Genomic DNA, 19,113 nt, shown 5'->3' with positions numbered 1-19,113 from the left:
CCCGGTTATTTGACGCGCCCCCATCAGCGGAGGATTTCCACGTCGGGTAAACGCATCGCCGCCACCTCGGCCTGCAGGAACTCGCTCAAGCGCCGCAGCCGCTCGCCACCCGGACGCGTCTTCGGCCAGACCAGATAATAGTCTTCGCCACTGGCCACCGCCGTGGGCCACGGCAGGCTCAGGCGCTGCTGGGCCACGTCCTCGGCCACCATCAACAAATCACCGATGGCCACGCCATAGCCCCGCGCGGCGGCGATCATGCCCAACTCCAGGGTGTCGAACGCCTGCCCGCCACGGATCGACACCTGCTCGGTCAGGCCCATGCGTTGCAGCCAGCTACGCCAGTCACGGCGGTCGGGCGTGGGGTGCAGCAACTCGGTACTGGCCAGGCGCTCGGAATCCCACGGCGCGTCATTGATCAACGCCGGCGAGCCCACCGGAATCAACAGCTCGGCAAACAGGTGGGCTGCCTCCCACTCTGCCGGGAAGTTGCCGTTGGACAGCAACACCGCGCAATCGAAGGGCTCCTGATTGAAGTCGACATGGTCGATTTCCATCCAGGCGCTGGTCAGTTGCACCTCGTTGCCGGCCTGCACGTGACGAAAGCGGCTCAGGCGCGCCAACAGCCAGCGCATGGTCAAGGTCGAGGGGGCTTTCATGCGCAGCACATCGTCCTCGGCCTGCAGGGTGTGGCAGGCGCGCTCCAGCGCCGCAAAGCCCTCGCGCACGCCGGGCAACAGCAGCCGCGCCGACTCGCTGAGCTGCAAGGCGCGGCCACTGCGCACGAACAGACGACAGCCGAAGTGGCTTTCAAGGGTGCGAATATGCCGGCTGACCGCGCTTTGGGTGATCGATAACTCATCCGCCGCACGGGTGAAGGAGCTGTGGCGAGCGGCGGCTTCGAAAGCCCGCAAGGCATAGAGAGGCGGCAGACGACGGTTCATGAAGGACCTCCCGAAATAGGCGACGCGCAAAACCGCGGAACACCGAGACATGAGTATTACTCATGCCACATATCTTTTTTATCCTTTTGTGTCGCGGCCTAGCAAGCGCGACAATAGGCAGCCTTGCCCCTGCCTCTATCGTGACCCGCCATGACCTCGCCCCTTCGCGTCGAACTCAAAGCCTTGCTGCGTCTGGCAGGGCCGCTGATCGCCTCGCAGTTGGCGCACATGCTGATGCTGCTGACCGACACCCTGATGATGGCGCGCTTGAGCCCCGAGGCGTTGGCCGGCGGCGGCCTGGGCGCGGCGAGCTATTCGTTCGTGTCGATTTTCTGTATCGGCGTGATGGCGGCGGTCGGGACGCTGGTGTCCATGCGCCATGGCGCCGGTGATCATCTGGGCGCGGCGAAACTCACTCAGGCCGGCTTGTGGCTGGCCTGGCTGCTGGCGGTGCTGGGCGCGGTGTTGCTGTGGAACCTCGGCCCGGTCCTGTTGCTGCTGGGCCAATCGCCCGTCAACGTGGCCTTCGCCGGTCAGTTTCTACTGCTGCTACCGCTGGCCATGCCCGGCAACCTGAGCTTTATGGCGTTGCGCGGGTTCACCAGCGCCGTCGGCCGGCCCGGACCGGTAATGATCATCAGCATAGGGGGTACGGTGGTCAACTACGGGCTCAAGCACGCCCTGATCGAAGGGATGTTCGGCTTGCCCAAGCTGGGCCTGACTGGTATCGGCCTGGTGACCGCCATCGTCAGCACCGGCATGGCCATTCTGCTGGCCCTGCACATCGGCCGGCACCGGGCCTACGCCAGCTATCCGATCCGGCAGGGGCTACTGCGCCCGTCCGTGGCCGCGATCCGCGAGCTGTGGCGCCTGGGCCTGCCGATCGGCGGCACCTATGCAGTGGAAGTCGGCGTGTTCGCCTTCGCCGCGCTGTGCATGGGGTTGCTCGGCAGCGTGCCGCTGGCGGCACATCAGATCGCCCTGCAGATCGTCTCGGTGGCGTTCATGGTGCCGGCCGGCATGTCCTACGCGGTCACGCTGCGGATCGGCCGCCATTATGGTGCCGACCAACTGGCCAACGCGCGCCTGGCCGGGCGCTTGGGCATCGGCGTCGGCGGGCTGGCGATGCTGGGGTTTTCGGTATTGTTCTGGCTGGCACCGAATGCGGTCATCGGGCTGATGCTCAACGAGCAGGATCCGGCCTTCCAGCCGGTGGTCCAGGTCGCCTTGAGCCTGCTGGCGGTGGCCGCGTGGTTCGAACTGTTCGATGGCGTGCAGACCATCGCCATGGGCGCGATCCGGGGCCTCAAGGATGCACGCACGACCTTCGTGGTGGGGTTGTTCTGCTACTGGGTAATCGGTGCGCCCGCCGCCTGGCTGCTGGCGTTCCATGCCGGGTGGGGGCCTGAAGGCATCTGGTGGGGGCTGGCGATGGGCCTGGGCTGTTCGGCGATCATTCTCACCAGCGTTTTTGAATGGAAAATGCGCCGACTGATCAAGCGGACCACGGTCAACCTTGCCCCAGCGCCCACTGCTGCGCCGAGCCCCGTTGCAGAAACTCGGCAAAAGCGTCCAGAGGCAGCGCCTTACTGATCAGGTAACCCTGCACCTGATCGCAGCCGAAACCGCGCAGCAGCGTGAGCTGCTCTGCGGTTTCGACACCTTCGGCCACCACTTGCAGGTTGAGGTTGTGGGCCAGATGGATCATGGCGTGCACCAGTTGGCGGTTCTCTTCGCGCGTCTCCATGCCAGCGACGAAGCTCTTGTCGATCTTCAACAAGGCGATCGGCAGGCTGTTGAGATGCACGAATGAAGAGAATCCGGTGCCGAAATCGTCCAGCGAAAAGCGCACGCCCAGCTTGCCCAGGGCATCCATGGTCTGCTTGACCTGATCGTTGCGGCGCATCACAGCGGTTTCGGTCAGTTCGAATTCCAGCCAGCTGGCATCGATGCCGCGCTCGCTGATCAAGCGCCCGAGGGTGACGAGCAACTGGCTGTCCTGAAACTGGCGGAACGACAGGTTGACCGCCATGTGCAGCGGCGCCATGCCGCGCTCGCGCAGGTCCTGCATATCGCGCAGGGCGCGGGAGATGACCCAGTAGCCCAAAGGCACGATCAAACCGCTCTGCTCGGCCAGCGGCACGAATTCACTGGGCGGCAGTAGCCCGCGCTCGGTGTGCCGCCAGCGCACCAGGGCCTCGACGCCGACGATTTCGCCGCTGTGCAGGTTCAGCCGAGGTTGGTAGTGCAGCTCCAGCTCGTCACGGCGCAGGGCGCGGCGCAGTTCGCTTTCGAGGTCGGCGAGGCTACGGGCGTGGCGATTGATGCGTTCGTTGAAGACATGAAAGGTGCAGCCCTGGATGTTCTTCGCCTGCTGCATGGCGATATGCGCATGCCACATCAACGGGTCGGCGCCCGCCTTGGCGCGGGCGTGGGCGATGCCCAGGCTGCAGCCGATCAGCAGGCTCTCGCCATCGATCCAGTAGGGTTCGGACATGGCCTCGACAATCCGCTCGGCCAAGACTTCGGCGCGCTGGGGATCGCGGCGAGTATCGATCAGCAGGGCGAACTCGTCGCTGCCCAGGCGGGACAGTTGATCGCCGGGCTCGAGCTCACCCTTGAGGCGCGCCACCACTTGGAGGATCAGCCGATCGCCGGCCTGATGGCCAAGGGCGTCGTTGGCCGAGCGAAAGTTGTCGAGGTCGAAATGGCCAAGGGCGATGCCACGGCCCTCGTTGATTACCAGGCGCGCCGCCAGCAGCGTCTGGAAACCCTGGCGGTTGGCGATACCCGTCAAAGGGTCCTGTTCGGCCAGACGCTGCAAGGTGCTTTCCAACGCGCCGCGCTCGCGCACATGGCGCAGGCAACGGCGCAGCGTGTCGGGGCCCATCTGGCCACGGACCAGCCAGTCACTGACGCCCAACGGCGCGGTATCCGGCTCGGCCTCCAGCAGCAGCACCTGGGGCAGCACGCATTGGCCGGGGCCGGGCTGCAACTGTGCGGTCGTCAGCAGGATCGCGTGAGGGTCGCCATCGAACAAGGCGCCGACCGCCTCCCAGCTCGCTGCCGAAACCAGCGCATAGCCATCGCCCAACGGTGCGAGGGACTCCTGCACAGCTACCGTCCATACGGCTTGATCAGCCAGGAGCAACAGGCGCACGGTTTCGACGGGCGTAGACAAGCAGACTCCTTAACACGCGTTCACAGACCAGAAAGTATCAACACGTAACTGCCGACGACATGAATCGTAACGATTCACAGTATCAGCTACGTCCACTCATTTGAAGGTTTGCCGCATTTGTAGATGCATCCTGCGGGAAAGTATCCAAAGCGGCAAATTTAGATGGTGAAAAGTGCTCGCCAGCTCCAGACGGTCGCGGCAGACGGCGCAGACCCTGCTAAAATGCGCGGCTATTTCTCTGATCCGTCTATTCGAAATGTCCCGACTCAATCCCCGGCAACAAGAAGCCGTGAACTACGTCGGCGGCCCTCTTTTGGTGCTCGCCGGTGCCGGTTCCGGCAAGACCAGCGTGATCACCCGCAAGATCGCGCACCTGATCCAGAACTGCGGCATCCGCGCCCAGTACATCGTCGCCATGACCTTTACCAACAAGGCCGCGCGCGAGATGAAGGAGCGCGTCGGCACCCTGCTGCGCGGTGGCGAAGGCCGCGGCCTGACCGTCTCGACCTTCCACAATCTGGGCCTGAACATCATCCGCAAGGAGCACACGCGGCTAGGCTACAAGCCGGGCTTCTCGATCTTTGACGAGACCGACGTCAAGGCGCTGATGACCGACATCATGCAAAAGGAATACTCGGGCGACGACGGCGTCGACGAGATCAAGAACATGATCGGCTCGTGGAAGAACGACCTGGTACTGCCGCCCGAGGCCCTGGAAAACGCCCGCAACCCCAAGGAGCAGACCGCCGCCATCGTCTACACCCACTACCAGCGCACGCTCAAGGCGTTCAACGCGGTGGACTTCGACGACCTGATCCTGCAGCCGGTGAAACTCTTCCAGGAACACCCGGACATCCTTGAAAAGTGGCAGAACAAGGTGCGCTATCTGCTGGTGGACGAATACCAGGACACCAACGCCAGCCAATACCTGCTGGTGAAGCTGCTGATCGGTACGCGCAACCAGTTCACCGTGGTAGGCGACGACGACCAGTCGATCTACGCCTGGCGCGGCGCGCGTCCTGAAAACCTCATGCTGCTCAAGGACGACTACCCGTCCCTGAAAGTGGTAATGCTGGAGCAGAACTACCGCTCCACCAGCCGCATCCTGCGCTGCGCCAACGTGCTGATCTCGAACAACCCCCACGAGTTCGAAAAACAGCTATGGAGCGAGATGGGCCACGGCGACGAGATCCGCGTGATCCGCTGCAAGAACGAGGACGCCGAGGCCGAACGCGTGGCCGTCGAAATCCTCAGCCTGCACCTGCGCACCGATCGCCCCTACAGCGATTTCGCCATTCTGTATCGCGGCAACTACCAGGCCAAGCTCATCGAATTGAAGTTGCAGCACCACCAGGTGCCGTATCGCCTGTCGGGCGGCAACAGCTTCTTCGGCCGCCAGGAGGTCAAGGACCTCATGGCGTACTTCCGCCTGATCGTGAACCCTGACGACGACAACGCCTTCCTGCGGGTGATCAACGTACCGCGCCGGGAAATCGGCTCGACGACCCTCGAAAAGCTCGGCAACTATTCCACCGAGCGCAAGACCTCGATGTACGCCGCCACCGACGAACTCGGCCTGGGCGAACACCTGGACGCCCGCTTCACCGATCGCCTGGCGCGCTTCAAGCGCTACATGGACAAGGTCCGCGAGCAGTGCGCTGGCGAAGATCCGATCGGCGCCCTGCGCAGCATGGTCATGGACATCGACTACGAAAACTGGATCCGCACCAACAGCTCCAGCGACAAGGCCGCGGACTACCGCATGGGTAACGTGTGGTTCTTGATCGAGGCCCTGAAGAACACCCTCGAGAAAGACGAAGACGGCGGCATGACCATCGAGGAAGCCATCGGCAAGCTGGTGCTGCGCGACATGCTCGAACGCCAGCAGGAAGAAGAAGACGGCGCCGAAGGCGTGCAGATGATGACCTTGCACGCCTCCAAGGGCCTGGAATTCCCCTACGTGTTCATCATGGGCATGGAGGAGGAAATCCTCCCTCACCGTTCGAGCATCGAGGCCGATACCATCGAAGAAGAGCGCCGCCTGGCCTACGTGGGCATCACCCGCGCGCGGCAGACGCTGGCCTTCACCTTCGCCGCCAAGCGCAAGCAATACGGCGAGATCATCGACTGCGCGCCGAGTCGTTTTCTCGATGAACTGCCCCCGGACGATCTCGCCTGGGAAGGTAACGACGACACGCCGACCGAGGTCAAGGCCGTGCGTGGCAATACGGCATTGGCGGATATCCGCGCCATGCTCAAAAGATGATTGAGCCCAGAGGAGCCAACGTGGAAGCCCTGCACAAAAAGATTCGCGAAGAAGGCATCGTGCTTTCTGACCAGGTACTGAAGGTAGATGCCTTCCTGAACCACCAGATCGACCCGCTGTTGATGCAGCAGATCGGCGATGAATTCGCGCGACTGTTCGCCGATTCGGGCATCAGCAAGATCGTCACCATCGAAGCCTCGGGCATCGCCCCGGCGGTGATGACCGGGCTCAAGCTCGGCGTGCCGGTGATTTTCGCCCGCAAGCATCAATCGCTGACGCTGACCGAAAACTTGCTGACGGCGACCGTGCACTCGTTCACCAAGCAGACCGACAGCACCGTGGCGATTTCGCCGCGGCACCTGAACAGCAGCGATCGGGTGCTGATCATTGATGATTTTCTGGCCAACGGTAAGGCGTCCCAGGCGTTGATCTCGATCATCAAGCAGGCCGGCGCCAATATCGCCGGGCTGGGGATCGTGATCGAGAAATCGTTCCAGCCAGGGCGTGCCGAGCTGGATGCCCAGGGGTATCGGGTGGAGTCGCTGGCGCGGGTCAAATCACTGGCCGGTGGACAGGTTACTTTTCTTTAACCGGACCGACCTCTTCGCGGGCAAGCCTTGCTCCCACAGGCGTACACCGCACCATTGTGGGAGCAAGGCTTGCCCGCGAAGATGCCCGCAAGCGCACTCAAGATTGCGTGGCCTGCAACGCCGCCAACAACAACCGCTGATACAGATCCTCCCGCAACCCATGGGGCTCGCTCAGCTGCATGCGCTGCAAATGCGCCGCAAAGCGTGACGGCTCCGGCGCATCCAGCGCCGCCTTGCCCAACTCGAAAATCTCGCTGAGGTGGAACTTGCTCTTGAGCCAGTTCAGTGCCCGGAGCAGGTCGCGTTCCTCCTCGGTGAAATCACAGCCCAACGGGTACTCGGCGAACAATCGCGGATGCCGCTCGCGAATGGCCTGCAAACGCTCCGGGGTGTTATCGGCAAAACGCGGATCGAGCTGAAAGTCCTGGCGAAGCTTGCCGGCAATCTGCGCCTCGGCAATCAAGCTGGCCTGAAATCGCGAATCGGCAATATTGATCAACCGCTCGACCACCACCGCATCGGTCTGGCCGCGCAGGTCGGCGATGCCGTACTCGGTGATCACGATATCGCGCAGGTGCCGGGGGATGGTGCAATGGCCGTAATCCCATTGCACATTGGAGCTCACCACCCCGGCCGACTCGCGCCAGCTGCGCAGGACCAGCACCGAGCGCGCATCTTCCAGCGCGTGGCCCTGGACCACGAAGTTGTATTGGCCGCCGACGCCGCTGAGTACCCGGCCACTTTCGAGTTGGTCCGACACCGCCGCGCCCAGCAGCGTGACGGTGAACACCGTGTTGATGAAGCGCGCATCCCGGCGCTGCAGGCGCTTGAGGGCTTCATCGCCATACAGCTCGTTGATGTAGCTGATGGCGGTCATGTCGAAGGTCGACAAGGTGTCTTTCGGCAACTCGCGCAGGCGCTCATAGAAGCTCTGGGGGCCGAGAAAAAAGCCGCCATGCAGCACTACGCCGCCTGGCGTCGACTCGTCAAGCGTGCCGAGATTGGCCAACGTCTGCTGCTGCACATCGGGATAGACCTTGCGCCGCATCACCCCGGCCTCGGCCAGCACCAGCAAGCCATGCACAAACATTTCGCTGCAGCCATACAGCCCGGTGGCGAACGGCTGCAGGCCGCCTTCGCTGTCGATGAGGCTTTGCCAGGGGCGCATGTCCAGGTCATCCAGCACCGCCCGATAGCCATTGTTATCGGCCTGACGCGCCAGCAGCGCTGCAGTCAACGCGTCGCCCATGGCGCCAATGCCGATCTGCAAGGTGCCGCCATCACGCACCAGGGTGCTGCTGTGCAAGCCAATGAAGTGATCCTGGCAGCTGACCGGCATGTTGGGCGTGGAGAACAAGCGGGTGTACTCCGACACGTCGATCAGCAGATCGAAGGTGTCGCTAGGCACTTCGGCGCCGCCGTCCATATAAGGCAACTGGTCGTGGATCTGGCCGAGCATCAGCACGGTCTCGCCGGCGGCGCGGCGCTTGGCGATCATGGGCAGCAGGTCGAGGGTGATGTCGGGGTTGCAGCTCAGGCTCAATTTGGAGGGGTTGTCCTGATCCTGAGCTACCAATTGCGCCACCAGGTTCAGGCCCTTGGCGTTGATGTCCCGCGCGGCATGGCTGTAGTTGCTGCTGACGTAGTTCTGTTGCGCCTCATTGCTGTGCAGCAGGCTGCCCGGCTGCATGAAGAACTGTTCGACCTTGACGTTGGCGGGCAAGGTGTCGGTGCGCAGGGCGTGGAGGAAATCGAGCTCCAGGTAGTCACCGTAGACGCGCTCGACGAAGGGTTCGAGAAAACGTTTTTGCAGACCATCGCCCAGGGTCGGACGGCCCAGTGCCAGCGCGGTATAAATGGTCAGCTGGCGGTCGGGCAACTGCTGGATACGCGCATAGAGGGCGTTGGCGAAACGATTGGCCTTGCCGAGCCCTAGCGGCATGCCCATATGGATGTGGGCCGGCAGACGTTCGAGAACTTCCTCGACGGCGCGGTCGATGGAGCAGATGGTTGGCATATGCAAAGGATCCGTGAGCGACTGACTCAGCTTAGGACCGCTTTGGAGGGAATGCGACTCAGTGGTGCTGATGCATTGTGGCGGCAGGACAGGCCTCTTCGCTGGCAAGCCTTGTACCCACACAGATCGCCGAAGTCTGTGAGAGGAAAGCTTGCCCGCGAAGAGCCTCGCATGAACACATCAGAAATTCGCAGGCGTCGCCGCGCTGATCAACCGCGCCGGGGTATCGAAGGGATTGCGAAACCGATGCGGCCGACTGCTCTCGAAGTAATAGCTGTCGCCCACTTCCAGCACGAAGGTCTCCAGGCCCACCACCAGTTCCAGGCGGCCTTCGACCACAATGCCGGTCTCCTCGCCTTCGTGGGTCAGCATCTCGTCGCCGGTATCGGCGCCCGGTGGATAGATTTCGTTGAGGAAGGCAATGGCACGGCTGGGATGGGCGCGACCGACCAGTTTCATGGTCACCGCGCCATCGGAAATATCGATCAGCTCGTTGGCCTTGTAGACCACCTGAGTAGGGTTTTCCGGTTGCAGCTCTTCGGAAAAGAACTCGACCATGGACATCGGAATACCGCTGAGCACCTTCCTCAACGAACTGATCGAGGGGCTGACACTGTTCTTCTCGATCATCGAGATGGTGCTGTTGGTGACACCCGCGCGTTTGGCGAGCTCACGCTGAGACAGCCCCTTGAGTTTGCGGATGGCTTGCAGTCGTTCACCGACGTCCAATACGGGAGTCCTCCAGAGGATTCGACACAGTCGATTGAAACGCCATCATCGCAACAGCGTTCAATATTTACAACAGTTCGACTTGGGTGAATCGTCTGAATGCCCCCGCCTAGCGGGCTATGCGCCGGTGTAGACCAATGGCACCCGGCGCAGATTGCAGAATATCTGATAGGCGATGGTCCCGGCCTGCATCGCTACGTCGCTGGCCAGTACGTTTTTGCCCCATAACTCTACGGGGCTGCCCAGCCCGGCGGCGGCCACGTCAGTCAGATCGATGCACAGCATGTCCATCGACACTCGGCCCAACAGACGGCTGCGCTGCCCGGCCACCAGCACCGGTGTACCGGTCGGCGCCACGCGCGGATAACCGTCAGCATAGCCCATGGCGACCACGCCGATGCGCATGGGCCGATCGGTGACGAAGCCACCGCCATAGCCGATCGGTTCGCCCGCCGGCAACTCACGCACGCAGATCACTTTCGACTCCAGGGTCATGACCGGCTGCAGACGCGCGGCCTGACTCTGTGGCTCCTCGAAGGGCGTGGCGCCGTACAGCATGATCCCTGGCCGCACCCAATCGCTGGGCACTTGTGGCCAGCCGAGCAGGGCCGGTGAATTGCGCAGGCTGATCTCGGCGTTCAGGCCTTCGCGAGCGGCCTGGAACACCGCAACCTGCTGGGTGCTGGCGTCGCTGTGCAGTTCGTCGGCACGGGCGAAGTGGCTCATCAGCACGACACGCAAGACCTTGCCGCTGGCCAGCAGGCGCTGGTAAGCGGCCTGGTAGTCCTTGGGGTGCAGGCCGACCCGATGCATGCCCGAGTCGAGCTTGAGCCAAACGACGATAGACTTGGCCAGGGCAGTCTGTTCGATGGCTTCGAGTTGCCAGAGCGAATGCACCACGCACCAGAAATCATGCTCGACGATAAGCGCCAGCTCGCTGGATTCGAAGAAGCCCTCCAGCAGCAGGATCGGTGCAGTGATACCAGCCGCCCGCAGCTCCAGTGCTTCCTCGATGCAGGCGACGGCAAAACCGTCGGCCTCGGCTTCCAGCGCCTGGGCACAGCGTACGGCACCATGGCCGTAGGCATCGGCCTTGAGCACCGCCAGCGCACGGGCGCCATTGCTGATTTCGCGGGCCAGTTGGTAGTTGTGGCGCAAGGCCTGCAAATCGATAAGGGCTCGGGCGGGACGCATGGACGGTCTTCTTGAAAGTCTTGAAGTGTTGGGTTGTGCTTGCTGGCCCCTTGGCGGGCAAGGCTTGCTCCCACAGGTGCGGTTGACTCTGTGGGAGCAAGGCTTGCCCGCGAAGGGGCCCTCAAATGCAATACAAATCGTTAAGGCAGTGCCGCTACCACCGACAACTCCACCAGAATCTCCGGCTCGCACAGCTTCGACTCCACTGTCGCGCGGGCAGGCGCCACTCCTTTGGGCAGCCACTTGTCCCATACGCTGTTCATGCCTTCGAAGTGCGCGTCGATGTCTTTCAGATAGATCGTCACGGACAACAGGCGCGTCTTGTCGGTCCCTGCCAGATCAAGCAGACGCTCGATGTTGGCCAAGGTCTCGCGGGTCTGCTGTTCAATCCCGGCGCTCATGTCGTCACCGACCTGACCGGCGAGGTACAACGTGCCGTTGTGGCTGACGATCTGGCTCATGCGCTCATTGGTGAGCTGGCGCTGGATTGACATGTCCTGCAGTCTCCTGGTGTTTGCTGTAACGAGAAATATCGAGGCCTTTGGCGCTGATCTGCGGTGTTTTACGCGCGATCAGGTCAGCCAGCAGGCGTCCGGAACCACAGGCCATGGTCCAGCCGAGGGTGCCATGGCCGGTGTTGAGGAACAGGTTCTTCATGGGCGTCGCGCCGACGATCGGCGTGCCGTCCGGCGTGGTCGGCCGCAGCCCGGTCCAGAAACTGGCCGCGCCGAGATCGCCGCCCTGAGGATAAAGGTCGTTGACGATCATCTCCAGCGTTTCCCGGCGACGCGGGTTGAGCGACAGATCGAATCCAGCGATTTCGGCCATGCCGCCGACGCGGATGCGATTGTCGAAACGGGTGATCGCCACCTTGTAGGTTTCGTCGAGGATGGTCGAGGTCGGCGCCATGGCGCTGTTGGTGACCGGTATCGTCAGCGAATAGCCCTTGAGCGGGTAGACCGGCGCGCGAATGCCCAGCGGCTTGAGCAACTGCGGCGAATAGCTGCCCAGCGCCAGCACGTAACGGTCGGCGGTTTCCAGCTGGCCGTCGATCCACACGCCGTTGACCCGGTCACCGGCGAAATCCAGACGCTCGATGTTCTGCCCGAAGCGGAATTCCACGCCCATGGCCTTGGCCATTTCTGCCAGGCGGGTGGTGAACATCTGGCAGTCGCCAGTCTGGTCGTTGGGCAAGCGCAGGGCACCGGCAAGGATGTTGGTGACACCGGCCAGCGCCGGCTCGACCCGGGCGATGCCGGCGCGATCGAGCAACTCGTAGGGCACGCCGGACTGCTCCAGCACGGCGATGTCCTTGGCCGCGTTGTCCAGTTGCGCCTGGGTACGGAACAGTTGGGTGGTGCCCAGGGTCCGACCTTCATAGGCGATGCCGGTTTCGGCGCGCAGCTCATCGAGACAATCGCGGCTGTACTCGGACAGCCGCACCATGCGCTCTTTGTTGACTGCATAGCGGCTGGCGGTGCAATTGCGCAGCATCTGCGCCATCCACAGATATTGATCGACGCTGGCGGTGGCCTTGATGGCCAACGGCGCGTGGCGCTCGAGCAGCCACTTGATGGCCTTGAGCGGCACACCGGGCGCGGCCCAAGGTGAGGCGTAGCCAGGCGATACCTGCCCGGCATTGGCGAAACTGGTTTCCATGGCGACCGCAGGCTGGCGATCCACCACCACCACGTCGAAGCCTTCACGGGCCAGATAGTAGGCAGTGACGGTACCGATCACACCGCTGCCAAGCACCAGAACTCGCATGTTCAATCCCTCAACGCGGAAAACCGCTGACGTAAGTTGTATTAGGCGAAGATGTGGGCAGTATAAAAAGGTACAGCCAGTGCATTTCACTATATACGCGGCTATATTTGGCGAGGATTCTCGGCAAAAACCGCTTTTACGGAGGGGTATCGACCTATGCGCACCCAGCATCAGAGCAAGCGTGAACTGGACAAGATCGACCGTAATATTCTGCGCTTGCTTCAGGCCGATGGGCGCTTGTCGTTTACCGAATTAGGGGAGAAGGTCGGCCTGTCGACCACCCCGTGCACCGAGCGGGTCCGCCGCCTGGAGCGCGAGGGGATCATCATGGGCTATTACGCCCGGCTCAACCCGCAACACCTGAAGGGTAGCCTATTGGTGTTCGTCGAGATCAGCCTCGACTACAAATCCGGGGACACTTTTGAAGAATTTCGCCGAGCGGTGCTCAAATTACCCCACGTGCTGGAGTGCCACTTGGTGTCGGGCGACTTCGATTACCTGGTCAAGGCGCGGATTTCCGAGATGGCGTCCTACCGCAAGTTGCTCGGCGATATCCTGCTCAAGCTGCCTCATGTGCGTGAATCCAAGAGCTATATCGTCATGGAGGAAGTGAAAGAGAGCTTGAATCTGCCGATTCCGGATTGATATGTGGCGTGGCGACTGGCCCCTTCGCGGGCAAGCCTTGCTCCCACAGATCCATGACGATCGTTCAGCCAACTCTGTGGGAGCACAGCTTGCTGGCGAAGGGGCCGGTATATCTTGCCCAAAACCATAGAATCCCCCAAAGGTGTCCGACGCAGAATCTGGACTGTGGGGGATCCCACAGATCCATGACGATCGTTCAGCCAACTCTGTGGGAGCACAGCTTGCTGGCGAAGGGGCCGGTACATCTTGCCCAAAACCATAGAGTCCCCCACAGGTGTCCGACGCAGAATCTGGACTGTGGGGGTTTGGGCATCAGTCGGCGAAGGGGCCTGGCGCCTTAAACCAATACCTGGCGGGTACTCGCGATCAGCCGATGAATCAAAGCCTCGGCGTGCGGATCGATTGGCTCCTCGGGGCCTCGGCCACGCGGGCACGGCAAGCTCGGCGTGGTGCCGAACAGCCGGCAGATCAGCGGACGCTCGCCATACACGGTACAGCCTTGCGGGCCCAGGTGCACGCAGTCGAGGCGCTCCAGCGCGGCGTCCTGCTCGGCAGCGGTCTTGCGCGGCAGGCGCGCCATTTCCTCGGCGGACGTTGTCACCGGGCCGCAGCAATCATGGCAGCCGGGCACGCAGTCGAAGCTGGGGATCTGTTCGCGCAAAAAGCGGATCTTGTGGAGATTGCAACTCATGGTGCGCCTGCCGCTGTGTCGAGTGCGCTATTTTGCACGCTCAGGCCGCGAGTTGCTTGCCGATCATCGCCGGGCCTATGCTGCCATCCCATTGGGTGACCATCGTTATCTGAACCACGCTTCCAGGATCTTGCACATGAACGCCCCAGCCCCGCACACGGACCCGCGCCCCCTGCATACGGCCTCCTATTATGCCGCCAGCAGCGCGGTGCAACCGGACCATCCCGCGTTGCAAGGACAACTGGCCGCGGACGTGTGCGTGGTCGGCGGCGGGTTTTCCGGGCTCAACACGGCGATCGAACTGGCGGAGCGCGGGTTCTCGGTGGTGCTGCTCGAAGGCCGACGGATCGGCTGGGGCGCCAGCGGCCGCAATGGTGGACAGTTGATCCGCGGCGTCGGCCACGGGCTGGAACAATTCACGTCGATAATCGGCAGCGAGGGCGTGCGCGCCATGACGCTGATGGGCCTCGAAGCCGTGGAGATCGTCCGCCAGCGCGTCAGCAAATACGACATCGCGTGCGACCTGACCTGGGGCTACTGCGACCTGGCCAACAAATCCCGCGACCTGGAGCACCTCAAGGAAGAGGCAGTGGCCCTGCAGAGCTTGGGCTATAGCCATGAAGTACGCATCCTGGAGGCTGACCAGGTGCACACGGTAGTGGGCTCCAGCCAGTATGTCGGCGGTATGGTCGACATGGGCTCAGGGCACCTGCACCCCTTGAACCTGGCGCTGGGCGAAGCACAGGTGGCGCAGCGCCTGGGGGTGAAGCTGTTCGAGAACTCCATGGTGACGCGCATCGACTACGGGCCGCAGGTAAAGGTGCATACCGCACAGGGTTGCGTCACTGCCAAGACCCTGGTGCTGGGCTGCAATGCCTACCTCAACGGACTCAACCCGGAACTGAGCGGCAAGGTGCTGCCCGCCGGCAGCTATATCATTGCCACCGAGCCGCTGGACGACGCGACGGCGCGGCAACTGCTGCCGCAGAATTTTGCCGTGTGCGATCAGCGGGTGACCGTGGACTATTACCGCCTCTCGGCCGATCGACGGCTGCTATTCGGCGGCGCCTGCCATTATTCCGGACGCGACCCCAAGGACATCGCCGCCTACATGCGCCCGAAGATGCTCAACGTGTTCCCACAGTTGGCGAATGTGAAGATCGACTATCAATGGGGCGGCATGATCGGCATCGGCGCCAACCGCTTGCCGCAGATTGGTCGGCTGGCCAGTCATCCCAATGTGTTCTATGCCCAGGCCTATGCCGGCCACGGCCTCAACGCCACGCACCTGGCAGGGCGCTTGCTGGCCGAAGCTATCAGCGGCCAGGCCAGCGCGCGTTTCGACCTGTTCGCCAAGGTGCCGCACATGACCTTCCCAGGCGGCAGGTACCTGCGTTCGCCGCTGCTGGCGCTGGGGATGCTGTGGCATCGGTTCAAAGAGCTGGGTTGAGGCTCGGCTTCATTCCATGATTGCTTCACAAACAGTCGGCCTCACACAGTGAGGCCAGTTGATGTGCACCCTCAACGCTGCCAGAACGCCTTCAGCGCCTCGGCCCGCGCCCGCTCGGCCGTCAGGCCAATATCGTGCAACTGCTCGGCTGTCAGCCCGTTCAACTGTTGGCGAGTACGGTGGCAGAGCCAGAACCACTGCCAGCGAGTGAACCCTTCCGGCCGAGCGCCGCTGTTCACGCGCACAACGTGCCGTTGCGTCTGCAATTCCTGGCTCTTGAGTACTAGGCGCACATCGCTGTAGCCGCTCATTTTCATTCCTCCTGGGTGATACTGCCGTAGGAAGAAGCATGGCGCCGAACGTGTTTTCATTACAGATTCAGAAATATCTATTTACAACCATACAGACAGGCGATTATTTTCACTGAATGGCTGATCTTTGCGAAATCTGTACTGGTTTGTATCAAAATACTCGGAGCCGACATGACACTTTACGTCAACCTCGCCGAATTGCTGGGCGCGCGCATCGAGCAAGGCTTCTACCGCCCTGGCGATCGCCTGCCTTCCGTGCGCGCACTAAGTGTCGAGCATGGCGTCAGCCTGAGCACGGTGCAGCAGGCTTATCGCGTGCTGGAAGACAGCGGTCTGGCGGCGCCCCGGCCCAAATCCGGCTATTTCGTCAGTCAGACCCGCGCCCTGCCCGCCCTCCCCGCCACCGGCCGGCCGATGCAGCGTCCGGTGGATATCTCGCAGTGGGATCAGGTGGTCGAACTGATGCGTGCCGTGCCGCGCAAAGACGTAGTGCAGCTAGGCCGGGGCATGCCCGACATCACCAGCCCTACACTCAAGCCGCTGATGCGCGCTTTCGCACAGCTGAGCCGCGACCAGGACATGCCCGGACTGTATTACGACACCATCTACGGCACCCAGGCGTTGCGCGATCAGGTCGCGCGCCTGCTGGTAGACTCAGGCTGCCGCATCAGCGCCAACGACCTGGTGATCACCACCGGTTGCCATGAAGCGCTGTCGAGCAGCATCCGCGCGGTCTGCGATCCGGGTGACATCGTCGCCGTCGACTCGCCCAGCTTCTTCGGCGCCATGCAGACGCTCAAGGGCCTGGGCATGAAGGCGCTGGAAATCCCCACTGATCCGATCACCGGCATCAGCCTCGAAGCGCTGGAGCTGGCCCTGGAGCAGTGGCCGATCAAGGCCATACAGCTGACACCCAACTGCAACAACCCTTTCGGCTACGTGATGCCCGAAGCCCGCAAGCGCGCCCTGCTGACCCTGGCGCAGCGCTTCGATGTGGCGATCATCGAAGACGATGTGTATGGCGACCTGGCGTTCAGCTACCCACGGCCGCGCACCATCAAGTCCTTTGACGAAGACGGCCGCGTGCTGCTGTGCAGCTCGTTCTCGAAATCCCTGGCCCCAGGGCTGCGCATCGGCTGGGTGGCGCCTGGGCGCTACCTGGAGCGCGTGCTGCACATGAAATACATCGGCACCGGCAGCACCGCCACCCAGCCGCAACTGGCCATCGCCGACTTCATCGCTGGCGGGCATTACGAGCCGCACCTGCGGCGCATGCGCAGCCAGTACCAACGCAATCGCGACATCATGATCGATTGGGTCATGCAGGCTTTCCCGGCTGGCACGCGGGTCAGTCGCCCCCAGGGTGGCTTCATGCTGTGGATCGAGCTGCCCGAGCATTTCGACACGCTCAAGCTCAATCGCGAACTGCTCGAGCAAAATGTGCAGATCGCCGTGGGCAGCATCTTTTCGGCCTCCGGCAAGTACCGCAACTGCCTGCGCATGAATTTCGCCTCGCGCCCCGATGCCCGTATCGAAACAGCGGTCAGGACGGTGGGCGCCGAAGCCGCCCGCCTGCTGGCCGAACTGGAGGGGAGCACCGCATAATCCGCGCGCAAAGATGGCTAGGGCTGCACAACTTTTGTGGCGAGCCCCGGTCAGACATGCACGCCAGTCCCAAGGTCAAGGATCACGCCGTTTGAAAACCCCATGGTTCGCGCTATTGCTGGCATGCCTGGCGCTCGGTCTCGCCGGTTGCAGCAGCATCCCGGGCCCGCATACGTACAGCGAGATGCTGCGCCCTGAGACCTCCAGCTTCGGGCGTTCGGTACTGGCCGACGCCAAGGCGCATCCAGGCCAGTCCGGGTTTCGCCTGCTGCCCAACAGCGGCGAGGCGTTTCGGGCCCGTGCCGAACTGATTCGCAATGCACAGACCAGCCTCGATCTGCAGTACTACATCGTTCAGGACGGCCTCAGCACCCGCCTGCTGATCGAAGAGCTGCTCAAGGCCGCAGACCGTGGCGTACGCGTGCGCATCTTGCTGGACGACACCACCAGCGACGGCATCGACGAGTTCATCGCCACGCTCGCCGCCCACCCGAACATCCATATCCGCTTGTTCAACCCACTGCATCTGGGGCGCATGACCGGTACCACGCGCGCCCTAGGGCGGCTGCTGAACCTGTCGCAGCAGCACCGCCGCATGCACAACAAGCTGTGGCTGGCCGACGACGCCATGGCCATCGTCGGTGGGCGCAATCTGGGTGACGAATACTTCGACGCCGAGCCCAACCTGAATTTCACCGACATCGACCTGCTCGGTGCCGGCCCTGTGGCCCGACAACTGGGCTACAGCTTCGATCAGTACTGGAACAGCGCGCTCAGCCGACCGATCGGCGAGCTGTACGGCCGCCTGACCCGCAAGGACCTGAGCCAGGCACGCAGGCAGCTGGATGCCGCGCTGATCAAATCTCGCGAGGCCAACCGCATACTGTATGACCAGTTGATGAGCTACCAGGCCAGGCCGCAGCTGAGCGTGTGGCGCCAGGAGATGATCTGGGCGCCTAGCCAGGTGATGTGGGATGCACCGAGCAAGGTGCTGTCCCAGGAGCCGGACCCGCATCTGCTGCTGACCACGCAACTGCTGCCAAAGCTCGAAAGCGTCAAGCACGAGCTGATCCTGATATCCGCGTATTTCGTGCCTGCCCAGCCGGGGCTGGTGTTCCTCACCGGCATGGCCGACTCCGGGGTCGACGTCAGCCTGCTGACCAATGCCCTGGAGGCCACCGACGTGCCTGCGGTGCATGGTGGCTATGCACCGTATCGCAAGGCGCTGCTCGAGCATGGCGTGCACCTGTACGAACTGCGCCGCCAACCGGGTGACGATGGCCGTGTGCGCTACCGCAGCGGCTCGGAATCGAGCTTGCACAGCAAGGCGATGATCCTTGACCGGCGCATGACGTTTATCGGCTCGTTCAACTTCGATCCGCGTTCGGTCCTGTGGAATACCGAGGTCGGCGTAATGGTCGACAGCCCCGAACTGGCCGAGCACGTGCGCAACCTGGCGTTGCAGGGGATGTCACCGGCGCTGAGCTATCACGTCCAGTTGCAGAACGAACAGATGGTCTGGGTGACCGAGGATCACCAGCAGATGCATACCCTGAAGACCGAACCGGGCGACTGGTGGCGGCGGCTCAATGCGTGGTTTGCGAAATCGGTGGGGCTGGAGCGGATGCTGTAGCGGTCATTGATCCTAGGCAGAGCGTGATACTCGTGAGAGCCGGCTCTGCCCGCGACGGGGCGGGGGTGTCCACCACAGCAAAAGCCCGCC

The 19,113-nt window shown here is 62.7% G+C and carries 16 protein-coding genes; 7 read left to right on the top strand and 9 right to left on the bottom strand.

The window, feature by feature from the left end:
• Nucleotides 1–23 precede the first annotated feature (23 nt).
• Nucleotides 24–944, bottom strand: a complete 921-nt coding sequence (locus LIX93_RS10625; protein WP_226504000.1) for a LysR substrate-binding domain-containing protein — start codon at nt 942–944, stop codon at nt 24–26.
• 150 nt (nt 945–1,094) lie between these two features.
• On the opposite strand from LIX93_RS10625, the gene LIX93_RS10620 reads away from it, so the two are divergent.
• Entirely contained in the window at nt 1,095–2,537 is a 1,443-nt protein-coding gene (locus LIX93_RS10620) for a NorM family multidrug efflux MATE transporter (protein ID WP_226503999.1), read from the top strand.
• Here LIX93_RS10620 and LIX93_RS10615 read toward each other — a convergent pair.
• Nucleotides 2,455–4,125 (bottom strand): bifunctional diguanylate cyclase/phosphodiesterase, encoded by a 1,671-nt coding sequence (locus tag LIX93_RS10615; protein ID WP_226503998.1) that lies wholly within the window; start codon nt 4,123–4,125, stop codon nt 2,455–2,457. The genes LIX93_RS10620 and LIX93_RS10615 overlap by 83 nt on opposite strands.
• 256 nt (nt 4,126–4,381) lie before the next feature.
• Between LIX93_RS10615 and rep the strand changes: the two genes are divergently transcribed.
• Together rep and xpt are read left to right on the top strand one after the other, a co-directional pair.
• Nucleotides 4,382–6,391 (top strand): DNA helicase Rep, encoded by a 2,010-nt coding sequence (gene rep, locus LIX93_RS10610; protein WP_226503997.1) that lies wholly within the window; start codon nt 4,382–4,384, stop codon nt 6,389–6,391.
• Between the two features lie 20 nt (nt 6,392–6,411).
• Nucleotides 6,412–6,981: a xanthine phosphoribosyltransferase gene (xpt, locus tag LIX93_RS10605; RefSeq protein ID WP_226503996.1), complete on the top strand. Its 570-nt coding sequence runs from the start codon at nt 6,412–6,414 to the stop codon at nt 6,979–6,981.
• Nucleotides 6,982–7,078: 97 nt separating this feature from the next.
• Here xpt and LIX93_RS10600 read toward each other — a convergent pair whose 3' ends face one another.
• The 5 genes from LIX93_RS10600 to dadA form a co-directional block, all read right to left on the bottom strand.
• Nucleotides 7,079–8,998 carry an acetyl-CoA hydrolase/transferase C-terminal domain-containing protein gene (locus tag LIX93_RS10600; protein WP_226503995.1) on the bottom strand — a complete coding sequence of 640 codons (1,920 nt, stop codon included), beginning with the start codon at nt 8,996–8,998 and terminating at the stop codon, nt 7,079–7,081.
• Nucleotides 8,999–9,178: 180 nt separating this feature from the next.
• Nucleotides 9,179–9,727 carry a cupin domain-containing protein gene (locus LIX93_RS10595; RefSeq protein WP_226503994.1) on the bottom strand — a complete coding sequence of 183 codons (549 nt, stop codon included), beginning with the start codon at nt 9,725–9,727 and terminating at the stop codon, nt 9,179–9,181.
• Between the two features lie 117 nt (nt 9,728–9,844).
• The gene (alr, locus tag LIX93_RS10590) at nt 9,845–10,921 is read right to left on the bottom strand and encodes an alanine racemase (protein ID WP_226503993.1); all 1,077 of its coding nucleotides are present in this window, start codon (nt 10,919–10,921) and stop codon (nt 9,845–9,847) included.
• Between the two features lie 140 nt (nt 10,922–11,061).
• On the bottom strand, nt 11,062–11,415 hold the full coding sequence (locus LIX93_RS10585) for a RidA family protein (protein ID WP_226503992.1): 354 nt from the start codon (nt 11,413–11,415) through the stop codon (nt 11,062–11,064).
• Nucleotides 11,387–12,688, bottom strand: coding sequence for a D-amino acid dehydrogenase (gene dadA / locus LIX93_RS10580; RefSeq protein WP_226503991.1), 1,302 nt, complete (start codon nt 12,686–12,688; stop codon nt 11,387–11,389). The genes LIX93_RS10585 and dadA overlap by 29 nt, the downstream gene beginning before the upstream one ends.
• Before the next feature lie 156 nt (nt 12,689–12,844).
• On the opposite strand from dadA, the gene LIX93_RS10575 reads away from it, so the two are divergent.
• A complete protein-coding gene (locus tag LIX93_RS10575; protein ID WP_226503990.1) occupies nt 12,845–13,333 on the top strand; it encodes an Lrp/AsnC ligand binding domain-containing protein in 489 nt (162 codons plus the stop codon).
• Between the two features lie 337 nt (nt 13,334–13,670).
• On the opposite strand, the gene LIX93_RS10570 is transcribed toward LIX93_RS10575, so the two are convergent.
• Nucleotides 13,671–14,024 (bottom strand): YkgJ family cysteine cluster protein, encoded by a 354-nt coding sequence (locus LIX93_RS10570; RefSeq protein ID WP_226503989.1) that lies wholly within the window; start codon nt 14,022–14,024, stop codon nt 13,671–13,673.
• Between the two features lie 136 nt (nt 14,025–14,160).
• Between LIX93_RS10570 and LIX93_RS10565 the strand changes: the two genes are divergently transcribed.
• Nucleotides 14,161–15,474, top strand: coding sequence for an FAD-binding oxidoreductase (locus LIX93_RS10565; RefSeq protein WP_226503988.1), 1,314 nt, complete (start codon nt 14,161–14,163; stop codon nt 15,472–15,474).
• A gap of 71 nt (nt 15,475–15,545) precedes the next feature.
• Here LIX93_RS10565 and LIX93_RS10560 read toward each other — a convergent pair whose 3' ends face one another.
• Nucleotides 15,546–15,785, bottom strand: a complete 240-nt coding sequence (locus LIX93_RS10560; protein ID WP_226503987.1) for a DUF1127 domain-containing protein — start codon at nt 15,783–15,785, stop codon at nt 15,546–15,548.
• A gap of 171 nt (nt 15,786–15,956) precedes the next feature.
• On the opposite strand from LIX93_RS10560, the gene LIX93_RS10555 reads away from it, so the two are divergent.
• Together LIX93_RS10555 and LIX93_RS10550 are read left to right on the top strand one after the other, a co-directional pair.
• Nucleotides 15,957–17,390 (top strand): PLP-dependent aminotransferase family protein, encoded by a 1,434-nt coding sequence (locus tag LIX93_RS10555; protein ID WP_226503986.1) that lies wholly within the window; start codon nt 15,957–15,959, stop codon nt 17,388–17,390.
• A 91-nt stretch (nt 17,391–17,481) separates the two neighbouring features.
• Nucleotides 17,482–19,023, top strand: coding sequence for a phospholipase D family protein (locus LIX93_RS10550; protein WP_226503985.1), 1,542 nt, complete (start codon nt 17,482–17,484; stop codon nt 19,021–19,023).
• Nucleotides 19,024–19,113 lie beyond the last annotated feature (90 nt).

The sequence above is a fragment of the Pseudomonas sp. MWU16-30317 genome, from assembly GCF_020515695.1.
Lineage (GTDB): Bacteria > Pseudomonadota > Gammaproteobacteria > Pseudomonadales > Pseudomonadaceae > Aquipseudomonas.
Note: the sequence above shows the minus strand (reverse complement) of the source record. Positions and strands in the feature narration are given on the sequence as shown.